Genomic DNA, 20,035 nt, shown 5'->3' on the forward strand with positions numbered 1-20,035 from the left:
GCGCCCGAGTGTTGAAAAACTCGGTGGCGACTCGTTATCGACGGGTGCGGTGACCTTTCAGAGCCGAAAGCAGTCGATCGCGTCATCCATTCTCCAAAAATCACCGAGGGGAAGGGAGCCGCGCTGGTTCGGGATCAGGCGTCGCGAGCTGAACTTGAGTTCTCGGCCCTCAACGACAGCCTCGATGTACCCGAGCACCTCGCCCGTGGCGCGGGTGACCCGCCACTGCCCGTTGGCCAACTTGACCATCGCGAGTCCGCGGCGAACGGTGGGGGCGGTGCCAACACGATCAAGAAGGGTCATGATGATGCTCCTGGGTCATTCCGGCCGGTGCGGGGGATACCTCGAGACTAGGGAGCACCCCCGACAATGGGCGAGATGACAGGCAACACAGAAACGGAGGGCAGCGCGAGCTACCCTCCGTCGGTTATCTGTGTCGGTCGGCTAACTGCGCCGGCCCGCCGGCCTGTGCCGGACAGCTATCTCTGCCTCAGCGCAAGCTGGTTCCGTCGATTGCGAATTCTTCGATCGCTTCGATCTCCGCAGCGGTGAGCGCGGGACCTCCGAGAGCGCCGACGTTGTTCTCCAGCTGTGCGACGCTCGACGCTCCGATGAGCGCCGAGGTGACCTGCGGGTGACGGAGGACCCAAGTGAGTGCCAGCTGCGCGAGGCTTTGCCCGCGCTGCTCGGCGATCGCGTTGAGGCCGCGAGCGCGTCCGAGATATTCGTCGGTGATCTTGGAGGCGTTCAGCCACCGTCCCTCCGCAACCCGCGAATCGGCGGGAATATTGCCGTCGAGGTAGCGGTCGGTGAGCAGTCCCTGTGCGAGGGGCGAGAACACGATGCTGCCGGCTCCGACCTCGTCCAGAACCGGCAGGAGCCCGTCCTCGATGTGGCGGTCGAACATGTTGTAGCGCGGCTGGTGGAGGGTAAGGGGAATCTTGTGCTCCGCGAGCGCGGCAGCCGCGGCGAGAGTCTGCTCCGGGGTGTAGTTCGATACCCCTACATACAGCGCCTTGCCCTGCTGGACCGCCGTGGCGAGAGCCCCCATGGTTTCTTCGATGGGAGTGCCCGGGTCAGGACGGTGAGAGTAGAACACGTCAACATAGTCCACACCGAGGCGGCCGAGGCTCTGGTCGAGCGAAGAGAGAAGGTTCTTGCGCGAACCCCACTCTCCGTACGGGCCCTCCCACATGTAATAGCCAGCCTTACTCGAGATGAGGATCTCATCCCGGTAGGCGCGGAAGTCTTCGGCAAAGATGCGGCCGAAGTTCGTCTCGGCGGTTCCCTCCGGAGGCCCGTAGTTGTTCGCGAGGTCGAAATGCGTGATCCCCAGGTCGAACGCCCGGCGCAGAATAGCCCGCTGGGTGTCGAGAGGCCGATCGGTGCCGAAATTGTTCCAGAGCCCGAGGGAGACGGCGGGCAGCTTGAGCCCACTCTTTCCCGCACGGACGTAGTCGATAGAGGAGTACCTGTCTTCGTTGGCAATGTATGGCATGCCCATAGCCTAGGGCTGGCTGGGAGCGGGAATGCCGACGGGGTAGCGCCGGTTGGACATCACGGTGCCTCGCGTACCAATCCCCGAATCGAAAGTAGGATTCTCTAATGCAAACATTCGTTCTTGCCGGTGGCTGTTTCTGGTGTCTCGACGCCGTCTATCGCACTCTGAAGGGTGTCTCAGACGTAGTTTCTGGCTACACCGGTGGCGAAACGGCCCACCCCAGCTATGAGGCTGTCTGCACCGGGCGCACAGGGCACGCGGAGGCCGTCGCAGTCACCTTCGATCCCGACGTCATCCCGGCAGAGGTGATCCTCGATGTGTTCTTCACGCTGCACGACCCGCGCCAGCTCAATCGCCAGGGTGCCGACGTCGGCACGCAATACCGCTCAGCAATGTTCTATACGGATGATGCTCAGAAGGCGCTGTTCGAGGCAGCCCGCGACCGTGCCAGCGAGTACTGGGACGGTGGAATTGTCACCGAGATCAGCCCGCTCGGCGAGTACTTCGATGCTGAGGAGTACCACCAGGACTTCTTCGCGAAGAACCCCGGGCAGGGATACTGCCTGGCCGTGGCGCTGCCCAAGGTGAACAAGATCCGCAAGTCTTACGGATCGTACGTACTCGCGTCGTAACCCCTGCGCGTTCGCGCCTCCACGTTGCAGAATGGTTCTGCAACGAAAGGAGCTCAACGATGAGTGACAAGACCACGATTTATCAGAACTGGGTGGCGTTCGGCCCGGCCGGAGCCGTCGGCTCGATCCACCGCACCGATGACGGCTACATTTTCCGGCTGCTCGGCGACAGCGAACCGCGTGCAACGTACCCGAGCCTGGAGGTGGCGAAAAGTGCGCTGCATGCGGCACTCCTGCCGGGATCGGATTGGCCGGAGTTCCGCGAACACTGACCGTCGCGTCTCCTCCCCAGCGGCACATTGATCGGCCGGCTCCACATTGTGGGGTCGGCCGATTTTTCATGTGCGGGAATGACGAAACTGGGTTCAGGGATCCGGTGCGACATCCCGGCACGAGTGGCGTTCCGGATCCCGCCAAACCCATCTGACGGAGGAATCATGCCTGACACCATCACTCTCACGGGCGTTGTCGCCACAGCGCCGCACACAGTCAAGACGGAGGCAGGGCTGATTATCACCCACTTCCGACTTGCGTCGAACAATCGCCGTTTTGACCGTGCGACCCAGCGCTGGATCGACGGCGAGAGCAACTTTTACACGATTAGCGCGTTTCGCCAGATGGCTCATAACGTGCTTGCGTCGCTCGTCACGGGTGACCGTGTTGTTGTCACTGGCCGGCTGAAGGTGAAGAACTGGACGAGCGGAGACAAGAGCGGCACCAACATCGATGTGGAGGCCGAGTCCATCGGTCACGATCTGGCCTGGGGACAGTCTCGATACACCAAATCACCGAAGGCCGCTGACCGAGACTCCAGCGCATCGGAGGACCGTTCAGCGTCCGGCGACCCCGCATCGGGCGGCCCCGCATCGCAACGCGACGTGCACGAGGGTTTGCCCGCCGTTCCGACCGAGTGGGCCCAGCCGGGCGTGTATGCAGACCGGATAGCGGGTGACGCCGATGGCGAAGCATTATCTTCCGGCATTGATGATCAGGGGGATGACGCGGAGCTCGACGACACCGAGGGCGACGCGCTCGTCGATACCGTGGGCGGCGCGCTTCTGGCCCGGGTGGGGGCAGGTAGTCACGGCGCCGGGGAGAGGTCCGCGGACACACCCTTCTGAACGTCGGAGGAGGAGCCGAGCGGGGCGACCGAAACTGTCAATGGGGGTCGGTGATGGCGAGATCACTCAGGCGGCTAACCGTAGAATCGGCGTGGATGGGCGCGCTCGGAGCCCACGGGGGAGGACCAGCAATGCGACGTGCCAATGTGCCGAAGACTCGGATAGTGGTGGCGCTTACCGCCGCGCTCGGAGCGGCGCTTGTGCTCGCAGGTTGCGTCAACGGTGCCCCCGCGCCAACCACGACTCCATCGACACGGCCTTCGTCGAGTTCAGAGGCTCCCGTCACCACCGAACCGCTCGTCCTCGACCCCGCGGGCTCCGCACAGGACAATCTGCCCTTCTTCGCGTCAGTGGTGGAGGAATTTCTCGCCTCCGCCCCCGATTCGCAGGGCCCCGCGATCATCGATCACCTCGCAAGCGTCGGCTTCGACAAGGCGACGATGGAGGTCACTCCCGACACCACTGCCGTGGGGCTGGAGGCTGACAACATCCAGTTCTCCGTACGTATCAACGACAGTTGCCTGGTCGGCCAGTACGGAAATGTGGGAATCCACACCATTGCGACGTCGGTTCTGGCCACCGGCACCTGTCTAGTAGGGGAGACCCGCGCAATAGACTGGTGAGCATGGCCGAATTTGTTTACTCCATGGTGCGCGCTCGAAAGGCAGTGGGCGACAAGCTCATCCTCGACGACGTCACCATGTCATTCTTTCCCGGAGCGAAGATCGGAATTGTGGGGCCCAACGGCGCCGGCAAGTCCACCATCCTCAAGATCATGGCTGGGCTCGACACCCCGAGCAACGGTGAGGCGCGGCTGAGCCCCGGCTACACCGTGGGCATCCTCATGCAGGAGCCCGAACTCGACGAAACCAAGACCGTTCTGGAGAACGTCCAGGAGGGGGTCGGTCCGATCAAAGCCAAGGTCGATCGGTTCAACGAGATCTCCCTCGCGATGGCCGAGCCTGACGCGGATTTTGACACGTTGCTCGCCGAAATGGGTGTGCTGCAGGAAGCTATCGACGCAGCCGACGCCTGGGACCTCGACTCCCAGCTCGAGCAGGCGATGGATGCCCTTCGCACGCCGCCGGGGGACTACTCGGTTGCGAACCTCTCCGGTGGTGAGAAGCGCCGTGTTGCACTGACGAAGCTCCTGTTGCAGAAGCCCGACCTGCTGCTCCTCGACGAGCCCACTAACCACCTTGACGCGGAGAGCGTGCTCTGGCTGGAGCAGCACCTCGCCAAGTACCCGGGCGCCGTACTCGCCGTGACTCACGACCGGTACTTCCTCGACCATGTCGCCGAATGGATCGCCGAGGTCGACCGCGGTCACCTCTACCCCTACGAAGGCAACTACTCCACCTACCTTGAGAAAAAGGGCGAGCGGTTGATGGTGCAGGGCAAGAAAGACGCCAAGCTCGCGAAGCGACTGTCCTCTGAGCTCGAGTGGGTGCGCAGTAACGCGAAGGGCCGCCAGGTTAAGTCGAAGGCGCGTCTGGCCCGCTACGAAGAAATGGTCAACGAGGCGGAGAAGACAAGAAAGCTCGACTTCGAAGAGCTCGTCATCCCGGTCGGCCCGCGATTGGGCGCGCAGGTCATCGATGCGAAGAACCTTCAGAAGGGCTTCGACGGACGAGTGCTCATCAATGGTCTGAGCTTCACGCTTCCGAGAAACGGAATCGTCGGTGTCATCGGTCCAAACGGCGTGGGAAAGACGACGCTGTTCAAGACCATCACCGGGCTGGAGCCGCTCGACTCCGGAGACCTGAAGATCGGCGAAACGGTCGACATCTCCTACGTCGACCAAGACCGTGGCGGTATCGACCCGAACAAGACCCTGTGGGAGGTCGTCTCCGACGGACAGGACTTCATCCAGGTCGGCAAGACCGAGATCCCGTCCCGCGGATACGTATCCCAATTCGGGTTCAAGGGTCCTGACCAGCAGAAGAAGGCCGGCGTCCTCTCCGGTGGAGAGCGCAACCGCCTCAACCTTGCGCTGACGCTGAAGCAGGGCGGCAACCTGCTGCTCCTCGACGAACCGACAAACGACCTCGACGTCGAAACCCTCGGTAGCCTCGAAAACGCTTTGCTTGAGTTCCCCGGTTGCGCCGTGGTCATCACTCACGATCGGTGGTTCCTCGACCGCATCGCGACACACATCCTTGCCTACGAGGGCACCGAGGAGAACCCGTCCAACTGGCACTGGTTCGAGGGAAACTTCGAATCCTACGAGGAGAACAAGATCCAGCGCCTCGGTCCAGATGCGGGCAAGCCGAACCGCTCGGCGTACCGCAAACTCACCCGCGACTAGTCCGAGCGTCGAGTACCGAATGCGTTTGCACGTTCCGATCAAGCTGCGCTGGAGCGACCTCGACGCCTACGGTCACGTCAACAACGCCGAGATGCTGCGCCTCCTCGAGGAGGCGCGCATCTTGGCGTTCTGGGTGTCGGACGACGGCGTGGATGGCGCGTCGCTCGACGAGCGTCCGGGCAGCGGAACCACCGCGATCCTCGACGGGCGCCCAGGCGCGGCCACCCTGACCTTGATAGCCCGACAGGAAATCGAGTACCTCCAGCCGGTTCCGTACCTCCGTGAGCCGCTCGAAATCGAGTTGTGGATCGGCCACCTCGGGGGAGCAAGCCTCGAGGTCTGTTACGAGATTTACAGCCCGCCCGGCGTTGCGCCTCGCACGCTGTTCACCCGGGCGGCGAGCACGCTCGTCATGGTTGACGCGGCCAGCGAGCGTCCGCGGCGGATCAGTGACCGGGAACGCGATGCCTGGTCGCCATATCTCGGCGATCCGATTGTGTTCAAGCGGCGCTGAGCCAGACAGCGCTGACTCAGGCGCTGCGAAAAACTAGCGCGGAGCGCGCACCATTCCCTCTTGGGCGACGCTGGCGATGAGATCGCCCGCCCGGTTATAGATGCGGCCGAGCGACAGGCCCCGCCCGCCACGGGCGTTCGGGGACTCCTGTACATACAGCAGCCACTCGTCGACCCGGCTGTAGCGGTGCCACCACATCGCGTGGTCGAGGCTGGCCGCCTTGAGTCCCGGGGTGGTCCACGCAACTCCGTGAGCCCGCATGATCGGCTCGAGGATCGAGTAGTCGCTGGCGTAGGCGAGCGCGGCGCGGTGCAGATTGGGATCGTCCGGCATGGTGCCGATCGCTTTGAACCAGAGCGCCTGGTGCGGTACGTGCGCCCCCTCGACGGAAAAGTAGACGGGAGATTCGACGTGCCGCAGGTCGAACGCGCGCTCGGTCGCCCAGTTCTGAGCGATCGGGTGGTCGACCTTGCCCAGCAGTTCGGCGGCGCTCGGGAGGGTTTCCGGTTCGGGGATGCCCGACGGCATGAGAGCCTGATGCTCGAGCCCCTCGTCCTCGTCCTGGAACGAGGCGATCAGCGACAGAATCGGCTGGCCGTTCTGGTACGCCTGCGTGCGCCGGGTGGAGAAGGACCGGCCGTCGTGGATTCGATCCACGGAGAAGGTGATCGGAAGGGTCGCGTCACCCGGACGCAGGAAGTACCCGTGCATCGAGTGGATGAACCGGTCAGGCTCCACCGTGCGGATTGCTGCCGTCAGGGACTGGGCCAGGACCTGCCCGCCGAAAACCCGGCCGAGGGGCTGCCACTGGCTCGGCCCCGTGAAGATGTCTTCACTGGTGCGTGCACCTGTGTCAGTCAAGTTGAGGGCGGCTAACAGACCGGATAATGGGTCGCTCATGCCCTGTAGTTTAGATGTCAGATGACCCACACATTCACACTCCCGGAATCCCTTGCCCTTCGCGACCTCCAGGTCTTTCTCGGACGCGCCGGTCGCGTCGAGGACGGCTCAGCCCGCCTCATTGTCACCAACGGGGTGCTCGCGGTCTACGTTGCGATCTTCTATCCCGTCGGCCTACTCGACCAGGCGCCCACCGTGCTGGGCTTGCGCACACTCGACGTCGGAGACACCCCCAACTTCGATGCCGTCGTTCCGGTCGGGTCGCTGCTTGAACGCATCAACCGAAAGCTGGACCAGGTGGCGGATGATGCGGCGCCCGTCACGGTGACGCTACCGATGGAGGTCCACACCGTGACCTGGGCCGCGATCTCACCCCCACGGGGAGGGTGGCGCGGCGTCAGCCCCACCACCTCCGCGCTACTGGGCGCGGTTGCGAAATCGGGCATCGAGGAAGTCGCGGAGGCGATTCCCACCGGCACCGGCGAGCAGATCGTGCACCGGGTGCGGTCAGAAGTCTGGGGCCGTCCGATCGAGGGGCTCGAGCACGTGCCCGCGGGCGGGGCGTTCGCCGCCCTGTCGCTCGGGTTCCTCTCCGACAGCTCCTCCGTCGAGATCTACGAAACCGGTCCGTGGACCCGCCTGACGACCGACCGGGGGCACGTGCTCATCAAGCGGAAAGCCTGGACGCTGTCTCGCTAGAGCTGCTCTGCCAGCGCCGTCCCGCAGCGTCGCGACGAGACATCCGCCGCTGTCTCGCTAGTCGTCGAAGGTGTTCACCATCGCGTGAGCGGCACGCTCGAGATACGCCCACAGGGTGGCCTCGTGCAGGGGTGACAGGCCGAGTCCGTCTACCGCCACCCGCATGTGCGCGAGCCACCGGTCGCGCGCGTCGGGGTTCACCTTGAATGGCATGTGGCGTTGGCGCAGGCGCGGGTGGCCGCGTTCTTCACTGTAGGTTCCGGGGCCGCCCCAGTACTGCTCGAGAAAACCGGTGAGGCGCTGGATGGCCCCTTCGAGGTCCTCCTCGGGATACATCGGCAGGAGGACGTCGTCTGTGCGGATCCCCTCGTAGAACGCGCGAACGAGTCGTTCAAAAGTGGGGCGCCCGCCGACCTGCTCCCAGAAGTTGCCCTGCACGGACTCGCCCTCTTTGCTGAGGCGGATGGTGACGGGGTTGGACTCACTCATGGGGAGGTGCCTTTGGGGTTCGGGGAGCACGAGGCACCCGCGGAGCTTTCTTAGGAGTCGACTCTACCGAGGCGACGGGAGTCGGGCGGGTGCGCGGGGCGCGAGCTCCGTTGATGCTCTCCGCACCGTCGAACCCGCTGAGCACAACGCTGTTCAGCGACGGCAGCTGGATGCCCATGTCGTCGACGGCGTCCTTGAGTCGGGCACGCAGATCCCGGGCGACGTCGTCTTTCGTGCCCGCGCGCGTCTTGACGACCAGGCGGATGACGATCGCCTCCGCGGAGATGGACTCGATGCCCCAGATCTCGGGACGCTCCAGTATTCGACTGCGCCACTTGGGGTTGGTCGACATCTCTACTGCGGTGGCCAGCATCCGCTCCTGGACTTCCTGCACGTCCACCTCATAGGGCACCGCGAGGTCGATGATGACGCGCGACCAACCCTGGGACATGTTTCCCACCCGGAGGATCTCGCCATTGCGCACGAACCAGACGGTTCCGTTCACGTCACGCAGCTGGGTGATGCGGATTCCGACCGCCTCGACGACACCGGTCGCCGGGCCCAGGTCCACCACGTCGCCGACGCCGAGCTGGTCTTCTGCGACCATAAAGAGGCCGTTGAGCACATCCTTGACGATGTTCTGCGCCCCAAAACCGAGGCCAGCACCGAGGGCCGCCGTGACCAGGGCGAAGGCGCCGCTGATGTTGGGGTTGACCTCGGTCAGCACAAGCACGAGGGCAACGGTGACGATAACGGCCGTCACAATGTTGTTGAGCACGCTCCCGAGCGTGCGCGTTCGTTGAACGACCCTTACGGCGCTCAGCGGCGAGACGAGCAGCGACTGGGTGTCTTCAACGCTCTGTTTCTTTTTGACCCCCGAGACGATTCGATTGACGCCGCGGTCGATCACAAAATGAAGGATCACGCGCAGCACCACCGCAATGACAACGATGACCAGGATGTTGATCACCTTGTCGTACGAGGTATAGAAATCGTGCAGTGCGGTCCAAAAGACGTCCAAGTGCTGGCTCCTTGATAGGGGTGTACCAGTCTATTCGCGTCGATTCGCGCGGGTCTGACCGCACCTTCAGGGTTCGGTCGGACCCGCGCGAGGTTCTAGACGTCCCGGCGCTTCAACAGCACGCTCGCAATGACGAACATCACCGCAACCCAGGCGAGCATGACGAGTCCGCCCTGCAGCGAGTCCAGCACGATAACGCCACCGGTCACACTGGCCTCTGCCGCGTACGCGTAGAGGCGCCCGCCCGCCTGGTCGGGCAGGAACATAGCCAGGTTCTGTGCCCACTCTGCCTGCGTCATTGCCACGATGATTTGCAGCACCGGCGGGAGCACCAAAACCAGTCCCAGCGAGGCCGCGATTCCGCCCGCGCTGTTGCGCACGATCGTTCCGATGGCGAGGGACAGGATGCCGATCAGCGCGAGATAGAGCGCGCCCCCGACGAGAGCGAGCAGAAACTGGGAGTCACCGAAGTCGGGGGTGATGCCGGACTTCGGGAGCATCGGCGCCGTGATCAGAGCGGTGGCGAAGATCGACACCAGACCGACCACGAACGTGACCACGCCAAACACGATTGCCTTGGCGAACAGAGCAGGAAGGCGCTTGGGCACGGCCGTGAACGTCGACCGGATCATGCCCGTGCCGTATTCGCCGGAGATGACCAGCACCCCGAGCACCGCCGCGACCAGCTGGCTGAACCCGATTCCGAGGGTCGAGACGAGCAAAGCGTAGCTCTGCTGGTCTTCCTGGGTGAGAGAGCCCCCCGACGCGAAGGTAGCCGAGGCGGTCTGCGCGATCAGTATCCCGAACAGCACGGTGATGGCGATAACGATCCCGTAGCACCAGACGGTGGAGCGCAGCGAGCGCAGCTTGATCCACTCGGAGCGCAGGGTGCCCGCGAACGAGAGGGCGGCGGTGCGGCTGCCCGTGGGCTTGGGAGCGACGGCCGCTGCGGTGGTGGTCATCGGAGAGCTCCATTGGTGGTCGGTGCAGCTGCAGCGGCGGATGCGGGTGCGGGTGCGGCGGATGGTGTGGGTGAGGCGGATGCCGCGGCCATACCCCCGGCGTGGTACTCGACATCATCCTGGGTGAGGCTGAGGTAGGCGTCTTCGAGCGACCCGACGGCGGGCGTCAGCTCGTGCAGCACCACCCCGGAGGTGGAGGCGAGCTCACCCAGTTGGGGCGCTGCCATGCCGTTGACGACGAGGAGGTCGTGCTCCGTGCTCTTCGCGCTGCCGCCGTGGGTGGCAATGAGCTCGGCGAACCGCGCAGCATCCGGGGTCCGCACCCGAACGGCGGTGCCGGTCGACAACGCGATGATGTCGGCTACCGGGGAATCGGCGATGACCTTGCCCCGGCCCAGCACGATGATGTGGTCGGCCGTCTGGGCCATCTCGCTCATCAGATGCGATGACAGGAAAACGGTACGGCCCTCGCCGGCGAGGAAGCGAGCGAGGTTGCGCACCCAGATAACGCCCTCGGGGTCGAGACCGTTGACGGGCTCATCCAGGATCAACGTCGCCGGGTCGCCCAGCAGCGCGGTCGCGATGCCGAGTCGCTGGCCCATGCCGAGCGAGAAGCCGCCGACGCGTTTGCGCGCCACCGACTCGAGGCCGGTCAGGGCGATGACCTCGTCGACACGCTTACGGCCGATGCCGTGCGTTGCGCCGATCGCCAGGAGGTGGTTCAGCGCGCTTCGGCCGGTGTGGACGGCCTTGGCGTCCAAGAGCACCCCGACTTCATTCAGCGGCGAATGGTGATCGGCATAGGGCTTGCCGTTGACGGTCACCGCCCCGGCGGTGGGCCGGTCGAGTCCCACAATCATCCGCATCGTGGTCGATTTACCGGCCCCGTTCGGGCCGAGGAATCCGGTCACCAGTCCCGGCCGAGCCGTAAAACTAATGCCGTCGACGGCGGTCTTGGCGCCATAGCGCTTGGTCAGTCCCTGGGCTTCAATCACGAAAGATCCTTCATGGACGACAGCCTAGGGGTGGCACGGGGACGCGCGGCGGGGGTGCCCCGCTATTGGGGCGGAATTGGGGGGTTACCCCTACGGGGTCGGGCTCGGGAGTAAGGGGGCGCAGTGTCGACGCCAGCACGCTGGGGGCTGGCGTCGACGATCGTCCGGTCAGACCGCTAGCTTGCGTCCTTCGCCTGCGCGAGAAGGGCACGTTCGACCCCGGCGAGGTTCTCGACCATCAGCCGGCGCAGGGCCGGGATGTCGTCGTTGGCCTCGAGCCAGGCCCGCGTGGCGTCGACCAGGGACTGCGAGGCGAGCGCCGCGGGGTAGAACCCCACAACAAAGGCCTGCGCGATGGCGTAGCTGCGGGTCGTCCAGATCTCTTTGACGGCCGCGAAGTACGGCTCGATGAGGCTCTGCAGAGGAGCGGGATCGTTGACGTGGCCGTAGCCGAGGGTGATGTTGCGCACGATCGCGTTCGGCAGCTTGTCGCTGTCCGCGACGGAATCGAACACCCGGCGCTTGCCGTCGGCGGTGGGAATCGTGGCACTGGCCCGGGCCGCCGACTGCTGGCCGTTGGCGGTGTTGTCCGCCGCGAGTGCTTCATCGATGTCGGCCTGGGTGGCAGCGCCGCCCAGGACGAGGCCCTCGAGGAGCTCCCAGCTGAGGTCGGCGTCGATCTCGAGCCCGGGAAGGCTCTGCGTGCCGTCGCGCAGATCCCGCAGGATTGCGGTGTGCGTTTCGGTGGAGGCGAGGTTGGCGAAGAACTTCACAAACTGGAACTGCGCGTCAGAGCCGTGTTCCGCGCCCTGAGCGAGGGCCCAGAGGGTGTCACCGATGAACTCGATCGCCGCGGCGCGCTCGATGGGGTCGACGTACATGCGGGCGACCGTGCCGAGCTGCCCCAGGGTGGTGCGCAGGGTCGTGCTCTCGGACTCCGTCGCGATGTTGTTCAGCACCAGGTGCACGTAGTCGCTCGGCCGCGTTTCCGCGTCCCTGGTCGAATCCCAGACGGAACCCCACACGATGGATCGCGCGAGCGGGTTCTCGATGCCCGCCAGGTTGTTCATGGCGGTGGAGAGGGATGTCTCGTCCAAACGGATCTTCGCGTAGGCCAGATCATCGTCGTTGAGGAGAACCAGGGCGGGACGAGTGAGTCCCACGAGCTCCGCAACCTCGGTGCGCTCGCCGTCGACGTCGAGCTCCACCCGGTGGGTGCGCGCCAGCGTGCCGTCGGTGAGCTCGTAGAAACCGATCGCGAGGCGGTGCGGGCGGATCGTGGGATAGTTGCTTGCGGCGGACTGGAGCACGGCAAACGATGTGATCGTGCCCGCGGCATCCGTTTCAATATCAGGGCGAAGCGTGTTGACCCCCGCCGTTTCGAGCCAGAGCTGCGCCCAGTGGCTCAGGTCGCGGCCGCTCGTGGTCTCCAGTTCGGTGAGCAGGTCAGACAGCTCGGTGTTACCGAACTCGTGCTTCTTGAAGTACGCGGCCACGCCGGCGAAGAACGCGTCGATGCCGACCCAGGCGACGAGCTGCTTGAGCACCGATCCGCCCTTGGCGTAGGTGATGCCGTCGAAGTTGACCTGGACGTCCTCGAGGTCGTTGATCGTCGCGACGACCGGGTGGGTGGACGGCAGCTGGTCCTGGCGGTAGGCCCAGCTCTTCTCCATCGCCTGGAACGTGGTCCACGCCCCGGTCCACTCAGTCGCTTCCGCGGTCGCGATGGTGGAGGCCCACTCGGCGAACGACTCGTTCAGCCAGAGGTCGTTCCACCACTTCATGGTCACCAGGTCGCCGAACCACATGTGCGCGAGCTCGTGCAGGATGGTGACGACCCGGCGTTCCTTGATCGCGTCGGTGACCTTCGACCGGAACACGTAGGTCTCGGTGAAGGTGACCGCTCCGGCGTTCTCCATTGCGCCCGCGTTGAACTCGGGTACGAACAGCTGGTCGTACTTCTCGAACGGGTAGGCGTAGTCGAACTTCTCCTCGTAGTAGGCGAAGCCCTGACGCGTCTTTTCAAAGATGTAGTCGGAGTCAAGGAACTGGCTGAGCGACTTGCGCGCGAACAACCCGAGGGGGATGACCCGGCCGTCACGGCTGGTGAGCTCGCTGCGTACCTCGGCGTAGGGACCGGCGATCAGGGCGGTGATGTAGCTCGAGATGACCGGCGTGGGGGAGAAGCTCCAGACCGCACGACGATTGTCGAGGCGCTCGGGCTGCGGAGTCGGGGAGTTGCTCACGACGGCCCATTCGGAGGGCGCGGTCACGGTGAACTGGAACGTCGCCTTCAGGTCGGGCTGTTCGAAGACGGCGAACACCCGGCGGCTGTCGGGCACCTCGAACTGGGAGTAGAGATAGACCTCGCCGTCGACCGGGTCGACGAAACGGTGGAGGCCCTCGCCGGTGTTGGTGTACTCGGCGTCGGCAACCACGGTGAGCACGTTGGTTTCGGCGAGATTGTCGAGCTGGATGCGAATGCCGTCGCTCACGATCGCCGGGTCGAGCTCGGTTCCGTTGAGGGTGATCGAGTGCACCGTGCGGGTGATCGCGTCGATGAAGGTCGAAGCACCCGCGGTCGCGTCGAAGCGCACGGTTGTTGTGCTTGCGAAGGTTTCCTCCCCGGTCGTCAGATCGAGGGTGACGTCATAACACTTGACCGCGATGAGCGCTTTGCGCTCCTGGGCCTCGACACGGGTGAGGTTCTCTCCTGGCACGACTTGCTCCTTTAAAACGGAATATTTGTCCGTTGACCAGCCTAATGCGGTGAACCTGCGGGCAGTCCCGGCGCGCGCGGGTGGATGCAGCTCGTGCGAAACAATGCAGCCTGGCTACCAAGTTTCATCCCCGCGGATCACGACATCACTGCCCCCGTCCACGAATATGACCTGGCCACAGACATGGGTGTTCTCGGGACCAGCGAGCCAGGCCAGCAGCCGGGCGGGAACGATGGGTTCTGCGAATCCCCCGAGTGGCATCGGAACGCCCGTGCGTATCTGCTCCCGTCCGCGCTCTGTCGCCAGCATGGGTTCGACCATGGGCGTGAGGACGATTCCCGGGGCGATTGCGTTGAGGGGGATGTTGGCACCCGCCCAGTCGGAGGTGGCGGCCGTTCGTCGTATCCACTGGGCAAATGCCTTCTTGGTGGACGCGTACACCCGAGCCGCGAGTTCGGGATGCTTCGCGATCGCGACGGTACGAGCGAGCGCAGCCCCCTCGTTGCCCGCGCGCATTGCCGCCACGAGTTTGTCGTCGACCGGCAGGAGGCTCGACATAGACGCGACACCGACGGCGCGGGGTGCCTCGGATCTCGCAAGAAGCGGGCGCAACCCCTCGAGGGTGGCGACCATGCCGAAGTAGTTCACCGCCACTGTGGCGGGCGTCGCATGCGAAAGGCCCGCGACGGCGATGATGCCGTCAATGGTGCCGCGGCTCAGCCTGATCACCTCTTCGACCAGCCCGCTTCGACCCTCCGGCGTGCCGAGGTCGACCACAACGTCCGCCGCGCTGAGGTCAACGCCGATGACGATATCTCCGCGTGCGGTGAGCAACTCAGCGGTCGCCTTGCCAATTCCGGACGCAGCGCCGGTGACTACCACCGTCCTGGGGATGGCCCACTCCTCTTAATTCCGGCAGCACAACCGCTCAGGGACAACCGCGGAGGGACACCCACGCAGGTTCCTGGCCGGTGGTAGTGCCACCGGCCAGGAGCCTGCGAGGCAAGCGCGGAAGTCATCGGCGTGCACCCGTGCTGCGACTATTTCAGCTGGAGACTACTTCAGCTGGAGTGCCCGGGGAGCCGGCGCGGCGGTGGGCTGCGGGCGCAGGATTTCGCTTGTCTCCGCAATCACCTTCGTCAGCAGCTTGACCAGGCGGTCGTCGGGATCGACGACGCACGCCTCGGCGATGCCGATAACAGATGCACGCAGCATCGCCTCATCAGAGACTGCGATCGGGCGGGGCCGAAAGACCGACTCGTCACCCTCGAACGCGCGCGCCCACGCTTCCGCGGTGGGGGCGGTGTTGAGGGCAGCACGCACGGCAAGCCGGGTTCGATCGGTCACTTCGCCCGTGTAGCCGGCCAGCAGTCGCTCGCACCGCAGGAGCCCCGCCGCGAGCGCCCGCTGCCGAACTTCGTTGGAAATGGGGAGCGCGGTGGAGGCAGCCAGGGCCGAAACTACGAGCGGAACCCGGGGGTCGTTGCCCACGAGACCGACGACGGAGGGGATCAGCCCGGTGAGTCGTGACCGTGCCTCGTCTGAGGTCACGTCGTTGACCAGCCGGGCCAGGGCCGCAACGGATGGATGGGTGCACGCGGGATGATCGCTCCAACGCAGGCCAGCGAGGTATGACGCGTACTCCATGAAGCAGGCGCCGCGACGTGGGTTGCGGTGCCGCCCCGGAGACAGGACGGGCAGTAGCTGTTCGGTGTTAACCCCTTGCATGAGGGCCTCCTTGAGAAGTGACCGGTGATATCCAGTGTGCGCCCGAATATCGATATTGACTAGACCCTTGCACTCGCCAGTCAAGAGCTAATTTTTCCTCCGAGAACGCGCGAAGATGTGACACACAGCACTACTAGCGCGGAGGTCGATCGGGATGGTGGATTCACGAATCCTGCAGACGCAGACCGCGCTCTCCAGAGCCATCCTCGAGTTGGCGAGCGAACGCCCGGTCTCGCAGATACCCGTGTCTGAGATAGCGAGGCGAGCGGGCATCAACCGGGCGACGTTCTACAACCACTACCTCTCCGCGGGAGGACTGCTTGCGGCCGTGGTGGACCGGGAGCTCGATCGGGTGCGCGAGGCAGACCATGCGTTTCGCGGCCGCCCGGGTGCGCCGCGCGAGGAGGCTACCCGTCGTTCGGTGGAGGCCGTTGTGATGCTCGTGCAGCAACACCGTCGCATGTTCGAACTCGCATTGCTCGATCCCCAGGATGCGTCGCTGCACCGCGCGCTCGCCGCACACTTCGAGCAATCGTGCCGCGAGCATCTCGCCCGCTACGCACTGGAATCGGAGCCCGTGCCCGATGTCGATATCGTCGCGGGCTTTGTCGCAGAGGGAATCGTGGGCGGTATCGAAGCGTGGATCGGCAAGCCGCGCGTGGAGCCCGAGCGGTTGACGGACGCGATCATGTCCGCGATGCCGCGATGGTGGCGTTAGGGGCATCCCTAGAATGGGTCTATGCGCATCCATATCGCGACCGACCATGCCGGCCTCGAATTCAGCCGGGACCTGCAGGCACATCTCACAGCCGCGGGACACGCCGTTGTCGACCACGGTCCCACCGTCTACGACGCCGTCGATGACTACCCCAGCTTCTGCATCAATGCTGCCCGCGCCGTCGTTGCCGATCGCGCTGCTGGCGTCGACGCTCTCGGTGTCGTGTTTGGCGGCTCGGGCAATGGGGAGCAGATCGCGGCGAACAAGGTAGTTGGCGCTCGGGCGGCTCTCGTCTGGAATCTCTCTACCGCCCAATTGGCGCGGGAACACAACGATGCCAACGTCATTTCCATTGGTGCGCGCCAGCACACCCTTGACGAGGCAACCGCCTTCATCGATGCCTTCATCGGCACCGCGTTCACGGGGGAGGACCGTCACGTGCGCCGCATCGCGCAGCTCGCCGAGTACGAGACCTCGGGCACAATCGTCGGCCACGAGATTCACTAGCGATGCCCGAGGGTCATTCCGTCCATCGCATCGCCCGCCAGTTCGCGCTGCACTTTGTCGGGCAGTCGGTGACCGCGTCGTCTCCGCAAGGCCGGTTCGCGGCCGGCGCTGCCCAAATTTCGGGGATGCGGATGACGGATGCGCGCGCCGTGGGAAAGCAGATGTTTCTCGAGTTCGACGAGAGGCTCTGGCTGCGGGTCCACCTCGGCATGTACGGCGCCTGGGACTTCGCCGGTGACATCACGGCGGACGCGACGACCGCTTCGGCCAACGGGCGCATGGGGCAGACGAACCAGCGCGGAACAGTGGTTGGGGCCGAGTCAGGCGCCGCGCCCGTGTCTCCCGCGCCCGCCTCCGCCGCGCCCGCCTCTCCCGCGGCCGGCCAGAACGGCGAGAACGAGGACTCGCTCCACAGCATCGGCGCGCCCCGGCGCACTCGTCTCCGGATGTCTGAATCGGAGAAGCTGGGTATGCCGCTCGAAACGTTCCCGCCGGAACCGATCGGCGCCGTGCGCGTGCGTCTGCGCACCGAGGGGGCCGTCGCCGACCTTCGTGGCCCTACGGCCTGCGAGGTTTTGCACCCCGAAGAAGTGCAGGCGGTCATCGCGAAGCTCGGGCCAGACCCGCTGCTGGATGATGCGGGCGACGGCGAGGACCGTTTTGTGACTGCCGTGAGAAAAAAGCAGACACCGATCGGCCTCATCCTGATGGATCAGGCGGTCGTCAGCGGCATCGGAAATGTGTATCGTGCGGAGCTGCTGTTCCGGGCGCGGTTGAACCCGCATACCCCGGGCAAGCTGGTCACGGACGACCTCGCGCGGGCGTTGTGGAAGGACTGGTCTTACCTGCTCGAACTGGGTGTGCGAACCGGCCAGATGATGACAATGGACGACCTCGACGACGAGGGCTACACCCGCGCACTCGCGAACCGGGACGACCGCCATTGGGTGTACCACCGCGCTGGCAAGCCGTGTCGGGTCTGCGGCACCGACATCGTGATGGAGCTCGCCGCCGCGCGCAAGCTCTACTACTGCCCGCACTGCCAGGCCTGACGCGTGAGGCTCAGGAACGCCCGAATCACCGGTGAACCGGTCGACGTGGTGGTGGAGGGCGGGGTGATCGCATCGATCACCCCCGCCGGCGGGTCGTTCGCGAACGACGATGCCGTCCGCGACAATGCCGCGGACGACGATGCCGCTCACGGCGACGTCGATCACGGCGACGTCGATCTTGACGGCCGGTGGCTGACCCCGGGCCTGTGGGACAACCACGTGCACTTCACCCAGTGGACCCTGAGCAGCCGCCGGGTCGATATCTCGGGGGCGGGTTCTGCGCGGGAGGCGGCAGCGATGGTCGCGTCCGCGATCGCGCGAGCCGGCGACATCACCACCCGGGCACCGTTCATCGCCGTCGGATTCCGAGACGGGCTCTGGCCGGACGCACCGAACCTGGCCGACCTGGACCTCGCGGTGGGTTCGCGTCCGGTGGTGCTGGTGAGCGCCGACATTCACGCGGTCTGGTTGAACTCAGCTGCCCTCGACCTCTACGGCTACCGTGGCCACCCGACCGGGCTGCTGCGCGAAGACGTGGCGTTCGACATCGCCCGCCGCATCGACGAGGTTCCCACCGACGTCGTGGATGTCTGGGTGCGGGATGCCGCGGCTCGCGCGGCTGCCCGCGGCATAGTCGGCATCGTGGACTACGAGATGACCTGGAACGTCGACAACTGGGTGCGCCGGGTGGCCGCGGGCACCACGTCGTTGCGCGTGGACCTCAGTGTCTACACCGAGCATCTCGACCGCGCGATCGCTCTCGGGCTGCGCACCGGGGCTCCGTTCGCGGCGGCCGACACCGACCTGCTGACGTTCGGGGGCTTCAAGGTCATCACCGACGGATCGCTCAACACGCGCACGGCTTATTGTGTCGACGAGTACCCGGGACTCGCGGGCCACGATCACCCCCACGGACTGCTGACCGTGCCGCAGCACGACCTCGTCCCCCTCATGCGACGCGCGGCCGCGGCGGGCATTGCGCCGTCCGTGCACGCGATCGGTGACCGCGCGAACGCCCTCGCGCTCGATGCCTTCGAGACCCTCGGCATCGGGGGGAGAATCGAGCACGCCCAGCTGTTGAGCGACGGCGATATCTCCCGCTTCGCCCGCCTCGGGGTGACCGCCAGCGTGCAGCCGGAGCACGCGCTCGACGACCGCGATGTGGCGGAGAAGTACTGGCCCGGACGCACCGGTCGCGCGTTTGCGTTGCGCTCACTCCTCGACGCCGGCGCCCAGCTCGCGCTGGGATCCGACGCACCGGTCGCTCCACTCGACCCGTGGGTCACGATGGCCGCCGCCGTGGGGCGCACCCGCGATGACCGCGAGCCGTGGCATCCCGAACAGGCTATTTCGCTGGACGAGGCGATGAGGGCGTCCAGCCGAACCACCGTTGCGCCCGGCCAGCGTGCCGATCTCGTGGTCACGGAGGTCGATCCGCGTGGCGCGAGCGCGTCCGACCTGCGTACCATGCCCGTGGCTGCCACCCTGCTCGGCGGTCGCTTCACGCACACTGACCTCAGGTGACCTAGCCCCCGGAGGGCGGTTCGAGCTAACCCGGTTACTTCGAACTGGTCAGTTATTTTGAGCTGATGTGGGCGAACAGGAACCAGCGGTCCTTGTCGAGGCCGCGCGCGATTTCGATGGCGACGTCCTGGCTGACCGGGTCGAGCTCGGCCAGTTCTTCGACCGCGGTGCGCACCGAAACCAGCGTCGCATCGATGGAGGCGATGATCTGGGCGATGACCAAATCGGACTGCTGGAACCCTGCATTCAGCACGGGCGTCGTTGCCTGGGCGCCCACCGTCTGGATGCGAGCGTCGATCGGGAGGCCGAGGGCGACGACCCGTTCTGCAGCGGTATCGGCGTAGTCATGTGCGTGGTCGACGATGGTGTCGAGCAGTTCGTGAACCGCCTGGAAGTTCGCCCCGCGCACGTGCCAGTGCGCCTGCTTGCCGTCGACGGCGAGAGCCGTGAGGTTGACGACAACAGGGCTGAGGAACTGCGCGACACCCGACGTGACGTCCGGGTCGACTGAGCTTTCTGGAACGGTGATGAAGTTGGTCATCTCGTGCCTCCCTTTGCGTTAAGTCTTGGCGAGCGATGAGTCAGCGCTGATGCGCTGCAATGCTTCTGCTGCAACGCTACGCTTCGGCAGATTATTCGCAAGC

22 protein-coding genes are annotated in these 20,035 nt (G+C 65.2%); 11 read left to right on the forward strand and 11 right to left on the reverse strand.

The features are described from left to right. Nucleotides 1–57 precede the first annotated feature (57 nt). Both B0I08_RS00955 and B0I08_RS00960 read right to left on the reverse strand, forming a co-directional pair. Nucleotides 58–303: a hypothetical protein gene (locus B0I08_RS00955; RefSeq protein WP_106208925.1), complete on the reverse strand. Its 246-nt coding sequence runs from the start codon at nt 301–303 to the stop codon at nt 58–60. Nucleotides 304–490: 187 nt separating this feature from the next. Continuing rightward, nucleotides 491–1,498: an aldo/keto reductase gene (locus B0I08_RS00960; RefSeq protein ID WP_106208927.1), complete on the reverse strand. Its 1,008-nt coding sequence runs from the start codon at nt 1,496–1,498 to the stop codon at nt 491–493. A 107-nt stretch (nt 1,499–1,605) separates the two neighbouring features. On the opposite strand from B0I08_RS00960, the gene msrA reads away from it, so the two are divergent. The 6 genes from msrA (at nt 1,606) to B0I08_RS00990 (ending at nt 6,076) form a co-directional block, all read left to right on the forward strand. Further along, nucleotides 1,606–2,133 (forward strand): peptide-methionine (S)-S-oxide reductase MsrA, encoded by a 528-nt coding sequence (msrA, locus tag B0I08_RS00965; protein WP_106208929.1) that lies wholly within the window; start codon nt 1,606–1,608, stop codon nt 2,131–2,133. Between the two features lie 59 nt (nt 2,134–2,192). Then, entirely contained in the window at nt 2,193–2,405 is a 213-nt protein-coding gene (locus B0I08_RS00970) for a methyltransferase (protein WP_106208931.1), read from the forward strand. Nucleotides 2,406–2,570: 165 nt separating this feature from the next. Next, a complete protein-coding gene (locus B0I08_RS00975; RefSeq protein WP_181243120.1) occupies nt 2,571–3,254 on the forward strand; it encodes a single-stranded DNA-binding protein in 684 nt (227 codons plus the stop codon). A 95-nt stretch (nt 3,255–3,349) separates the two neighbouring features. Then, nucleotides 3,350–3,877, forward strand: coding sequence for a DUF6993 domain-containing protein (locus B0I08_RS00980; protein WP_146134285.1), 528 nt, complete (start codon nt 3,350–3,352; stop codon nt 3,875–3,877). Between the two features lie 2 nt (nt 3,878–3,879). Next, nucleotides 3,880–5,562 (forward strand): energy-dependent translational throttle protein EttA, encoded by a 1,683-nt coding sequence (gene ettA, locus B0I08_RS00985; protein WP_106208937.1) that lies wholly within the window; start codon nt 3,880–3,882, stop codon nt 5,560–5,562. 19 nt (nt 5,563–5,581) lie between these two features. Then, entirely contained in the window at nt 5,582–6,076 is a 495-nt protein-coding gene (locus B0I08_RS00990; protein WP_106208939.1) for an acyl-CoA thioesterase, read from the forward strand. A 33-nt stretch (nt 6,077–6,109) separates the two neighbouring features. Here B0I08_RS00990 and B0I08_RS00995 read toward each other — a convergent pair whose 3' ends face one another. Continuing rightward, entirely contained in the window at nt 6,110–6,976 is an 867-nt protein-coding gene (locus B0I08_RS00995) for an acyl-CoA thioesterase (RefSeq protein WP_106208941.1), read from the reverse strand. A gap of 21 nt (nt 6,977–6,997) precedes the next feature. Here B0I08_RS00995 and B0I08_RS01000 point away from each other — a divergent pair, with 21 nt between their 5' ends. After that, nucleotides 6,998–7,675, forward strand: a complete 678-nt coding sequence (locus B0I08_RS01000) for a DUF8185 domain-containing protein (RefSeq protein ID WP_106208943.1) — start codon at nt 6,998–7,000, stop codon at nt 7,673–7,675. Between the two features lie 57 nt (nt 7,676–7,732). Here B0I08_RS01000 and B0I08_RS01005 read toward each other — a convergent pair whose 3' ends face one another. The 7 genes from B0I08_RS01005 to B0I08_RS01035 form a co-directional block, all read right to left on the reverse strand. Continuing rightward, on the reverse strand, nt 7,733–8,164 hold the full coding sequence (locus B0I08_RS01005; protein ID WP_106208946.1) for a globin: 432 nt from the start codon (nt 8,162–8,164) through the stop codon (nt 7,733–7,735). Continuing rightward, nucleotides 8,157–9,185 carry a mechanosensitive ion channel family protein gene (locus tag B0I08_RS01010; protein WP_106208948.1) on the reverse strand — a complete coding sequence of 343 codons (1,029 nt, stop codon included), beginning with the start codon at nt 9,183–9,185 and terminating at the stop codon, nt 8,157–8,159. Before B0I08_RS01010 ends, B0I08_RS01005 begins: the two co-directional genes overlap by 8 nt. Nucleotides 9,186–9,280: 95 nt before the next feature. Further along, entirely contained in the window at nt 9,281–10,147 is an 867-nt protein-coding gene (locus B0I08_RS01015; RefSeq protein WP_106208950.1) for an ABC transporter permease subunit, read from the reverse strand. After that, complete coding sequence (locus B0I08_RS01020) at nt 10,144–11,142, reverse strand: ABC transporter ATP-binding protein (protein ID WP_106208952.1); 999 nt, start codon at nt 11,140–11,142, stop codon at nt 10,144–10,146. The genes B0I08_RS01015 and B0I08_RS01020 overlap by 4 nt, the downstream gene beginning before the upstream one ends. Nucleotides 11,143–11,318: 176 nt before the next feature. After that, nucleotides 11,319–13,862: an aminopeptidase N gene (gene pepN / locus B0I08_RS01025; RefSeq protein WP_106208954.1), complete on the reverse strand. Its 2,544-nt coding sequence runs from the start codon at nt 13,860–13,862 to the stop codon at nt 11,319–11,321. 114 nt (nt 13,863–13,976) lie between these two features. Continuing rightward, on the reverse strand, nt 13,977–14,744 hold the full coding sequence (locus B0I08_RS01030) for an SDR family oxidoreductase (protein WP_245884428.1): 768 nt from the start codon (nt 14,742–14,744) through the stop codon (nt 13,977–13,979). A 174-nt stretch (nt 14,745–14,918) separates the two neighbouring features. Beyond that, nucleotides 14,919–15,590, reverse strand: a complete 672-nt coding sequence (locus tag B0I08_RS01035) for a hypothetical protein (protein ID WP_146134286.1) — start codon at nt 15,588–15,590, stop codon at nt 14,919–14,921. A 154-nt stretch (nt 15,591–15,744) separates the two neighbouring features. Between B0I08_RS01035 and B0I08_RS01040 the strand changes: the two genes are divergently transcribed. From B0I08_RS01040 to B0I08_RS01055, 4 genes are read left to right on the forward strand one after another with little or no spacing between them, the layout of a single operon-like run. Then, nucleotides 15,745–16,308: a TetR/AcrR family transcriptional regulator gene (locus B0I08_RS01040; RefSeq protein ID WP_106208961.1), complete on the forward strand. Its 564-nt coding sequence runs from the start codon at nt 15,745–15,747 to the stop codon at nt 16,306–16,308. A 21-nt stretch (nt 16,309–16,329) separates the two neighbouring features. Then, nucleotides 16,330–16,815, forward strand: a complete 486-nt coding sequence (locus tag B0I08_RS01045; protein ID WP_106208963.1) for a ribose-5-phosphate isomerase — start codon at nt 16,330–16,332, stop codon at nt 16,813–16,815. Between the two features lie 2 nt (nt 16,816–16,817). Beyond that, nucleotides 16,818–17,867, forward strand: a complete 1,050-nt coding sequence (locus B0I08_RS01050; RefSeq protein ID WP_106208965.1) for an Fpg/Nei family DNA glycosylase — start codon at nt 16,818–16,820, stop codon at nt 17,865–17,867. A 3-nt stretch (nt 17,868–17,870) separates the two neighbouring features. Then, nucleotides 17,871–19,391, forward strand: coding sequence for an amidohydrolase (locus B0I08_RS01055; protein WP_106208967.1), 1,521 nt, complete (start codon nt 17,871–17,873; stop codon nt 19,389–19,391). A gap of 52 nt (nt 19,392–19,443) precedes the next feature. Here B0I08_RS01055 and B0I08_RS01060 read toward each other — a convergent pair whose 3' ends face one another. After that, the gene (locus B0I08_RS01060; RefSeq protein WP_106208969.1) at nt 19,444–19,932 is read right to left on the reverse strand and encodes a Dps family protein; all 489 of its coding nucleotides are present in this window, start codon (nt 19,930–19,932) and stop codon (nt 19,444–19,446) included. Nucleotides 19,933–20,035 lie beyond the last annotated feature (103 nt).

Source organism: Glaciihabitans tibetensis (assembly GCF_003003265.1).
Lineage (GTDB): Bacteria > Actinomycetota > Actinomycetes > Actinomycetales > Microbacteriaceae > Glaciihabitans > Glaciihabitans tibetensis.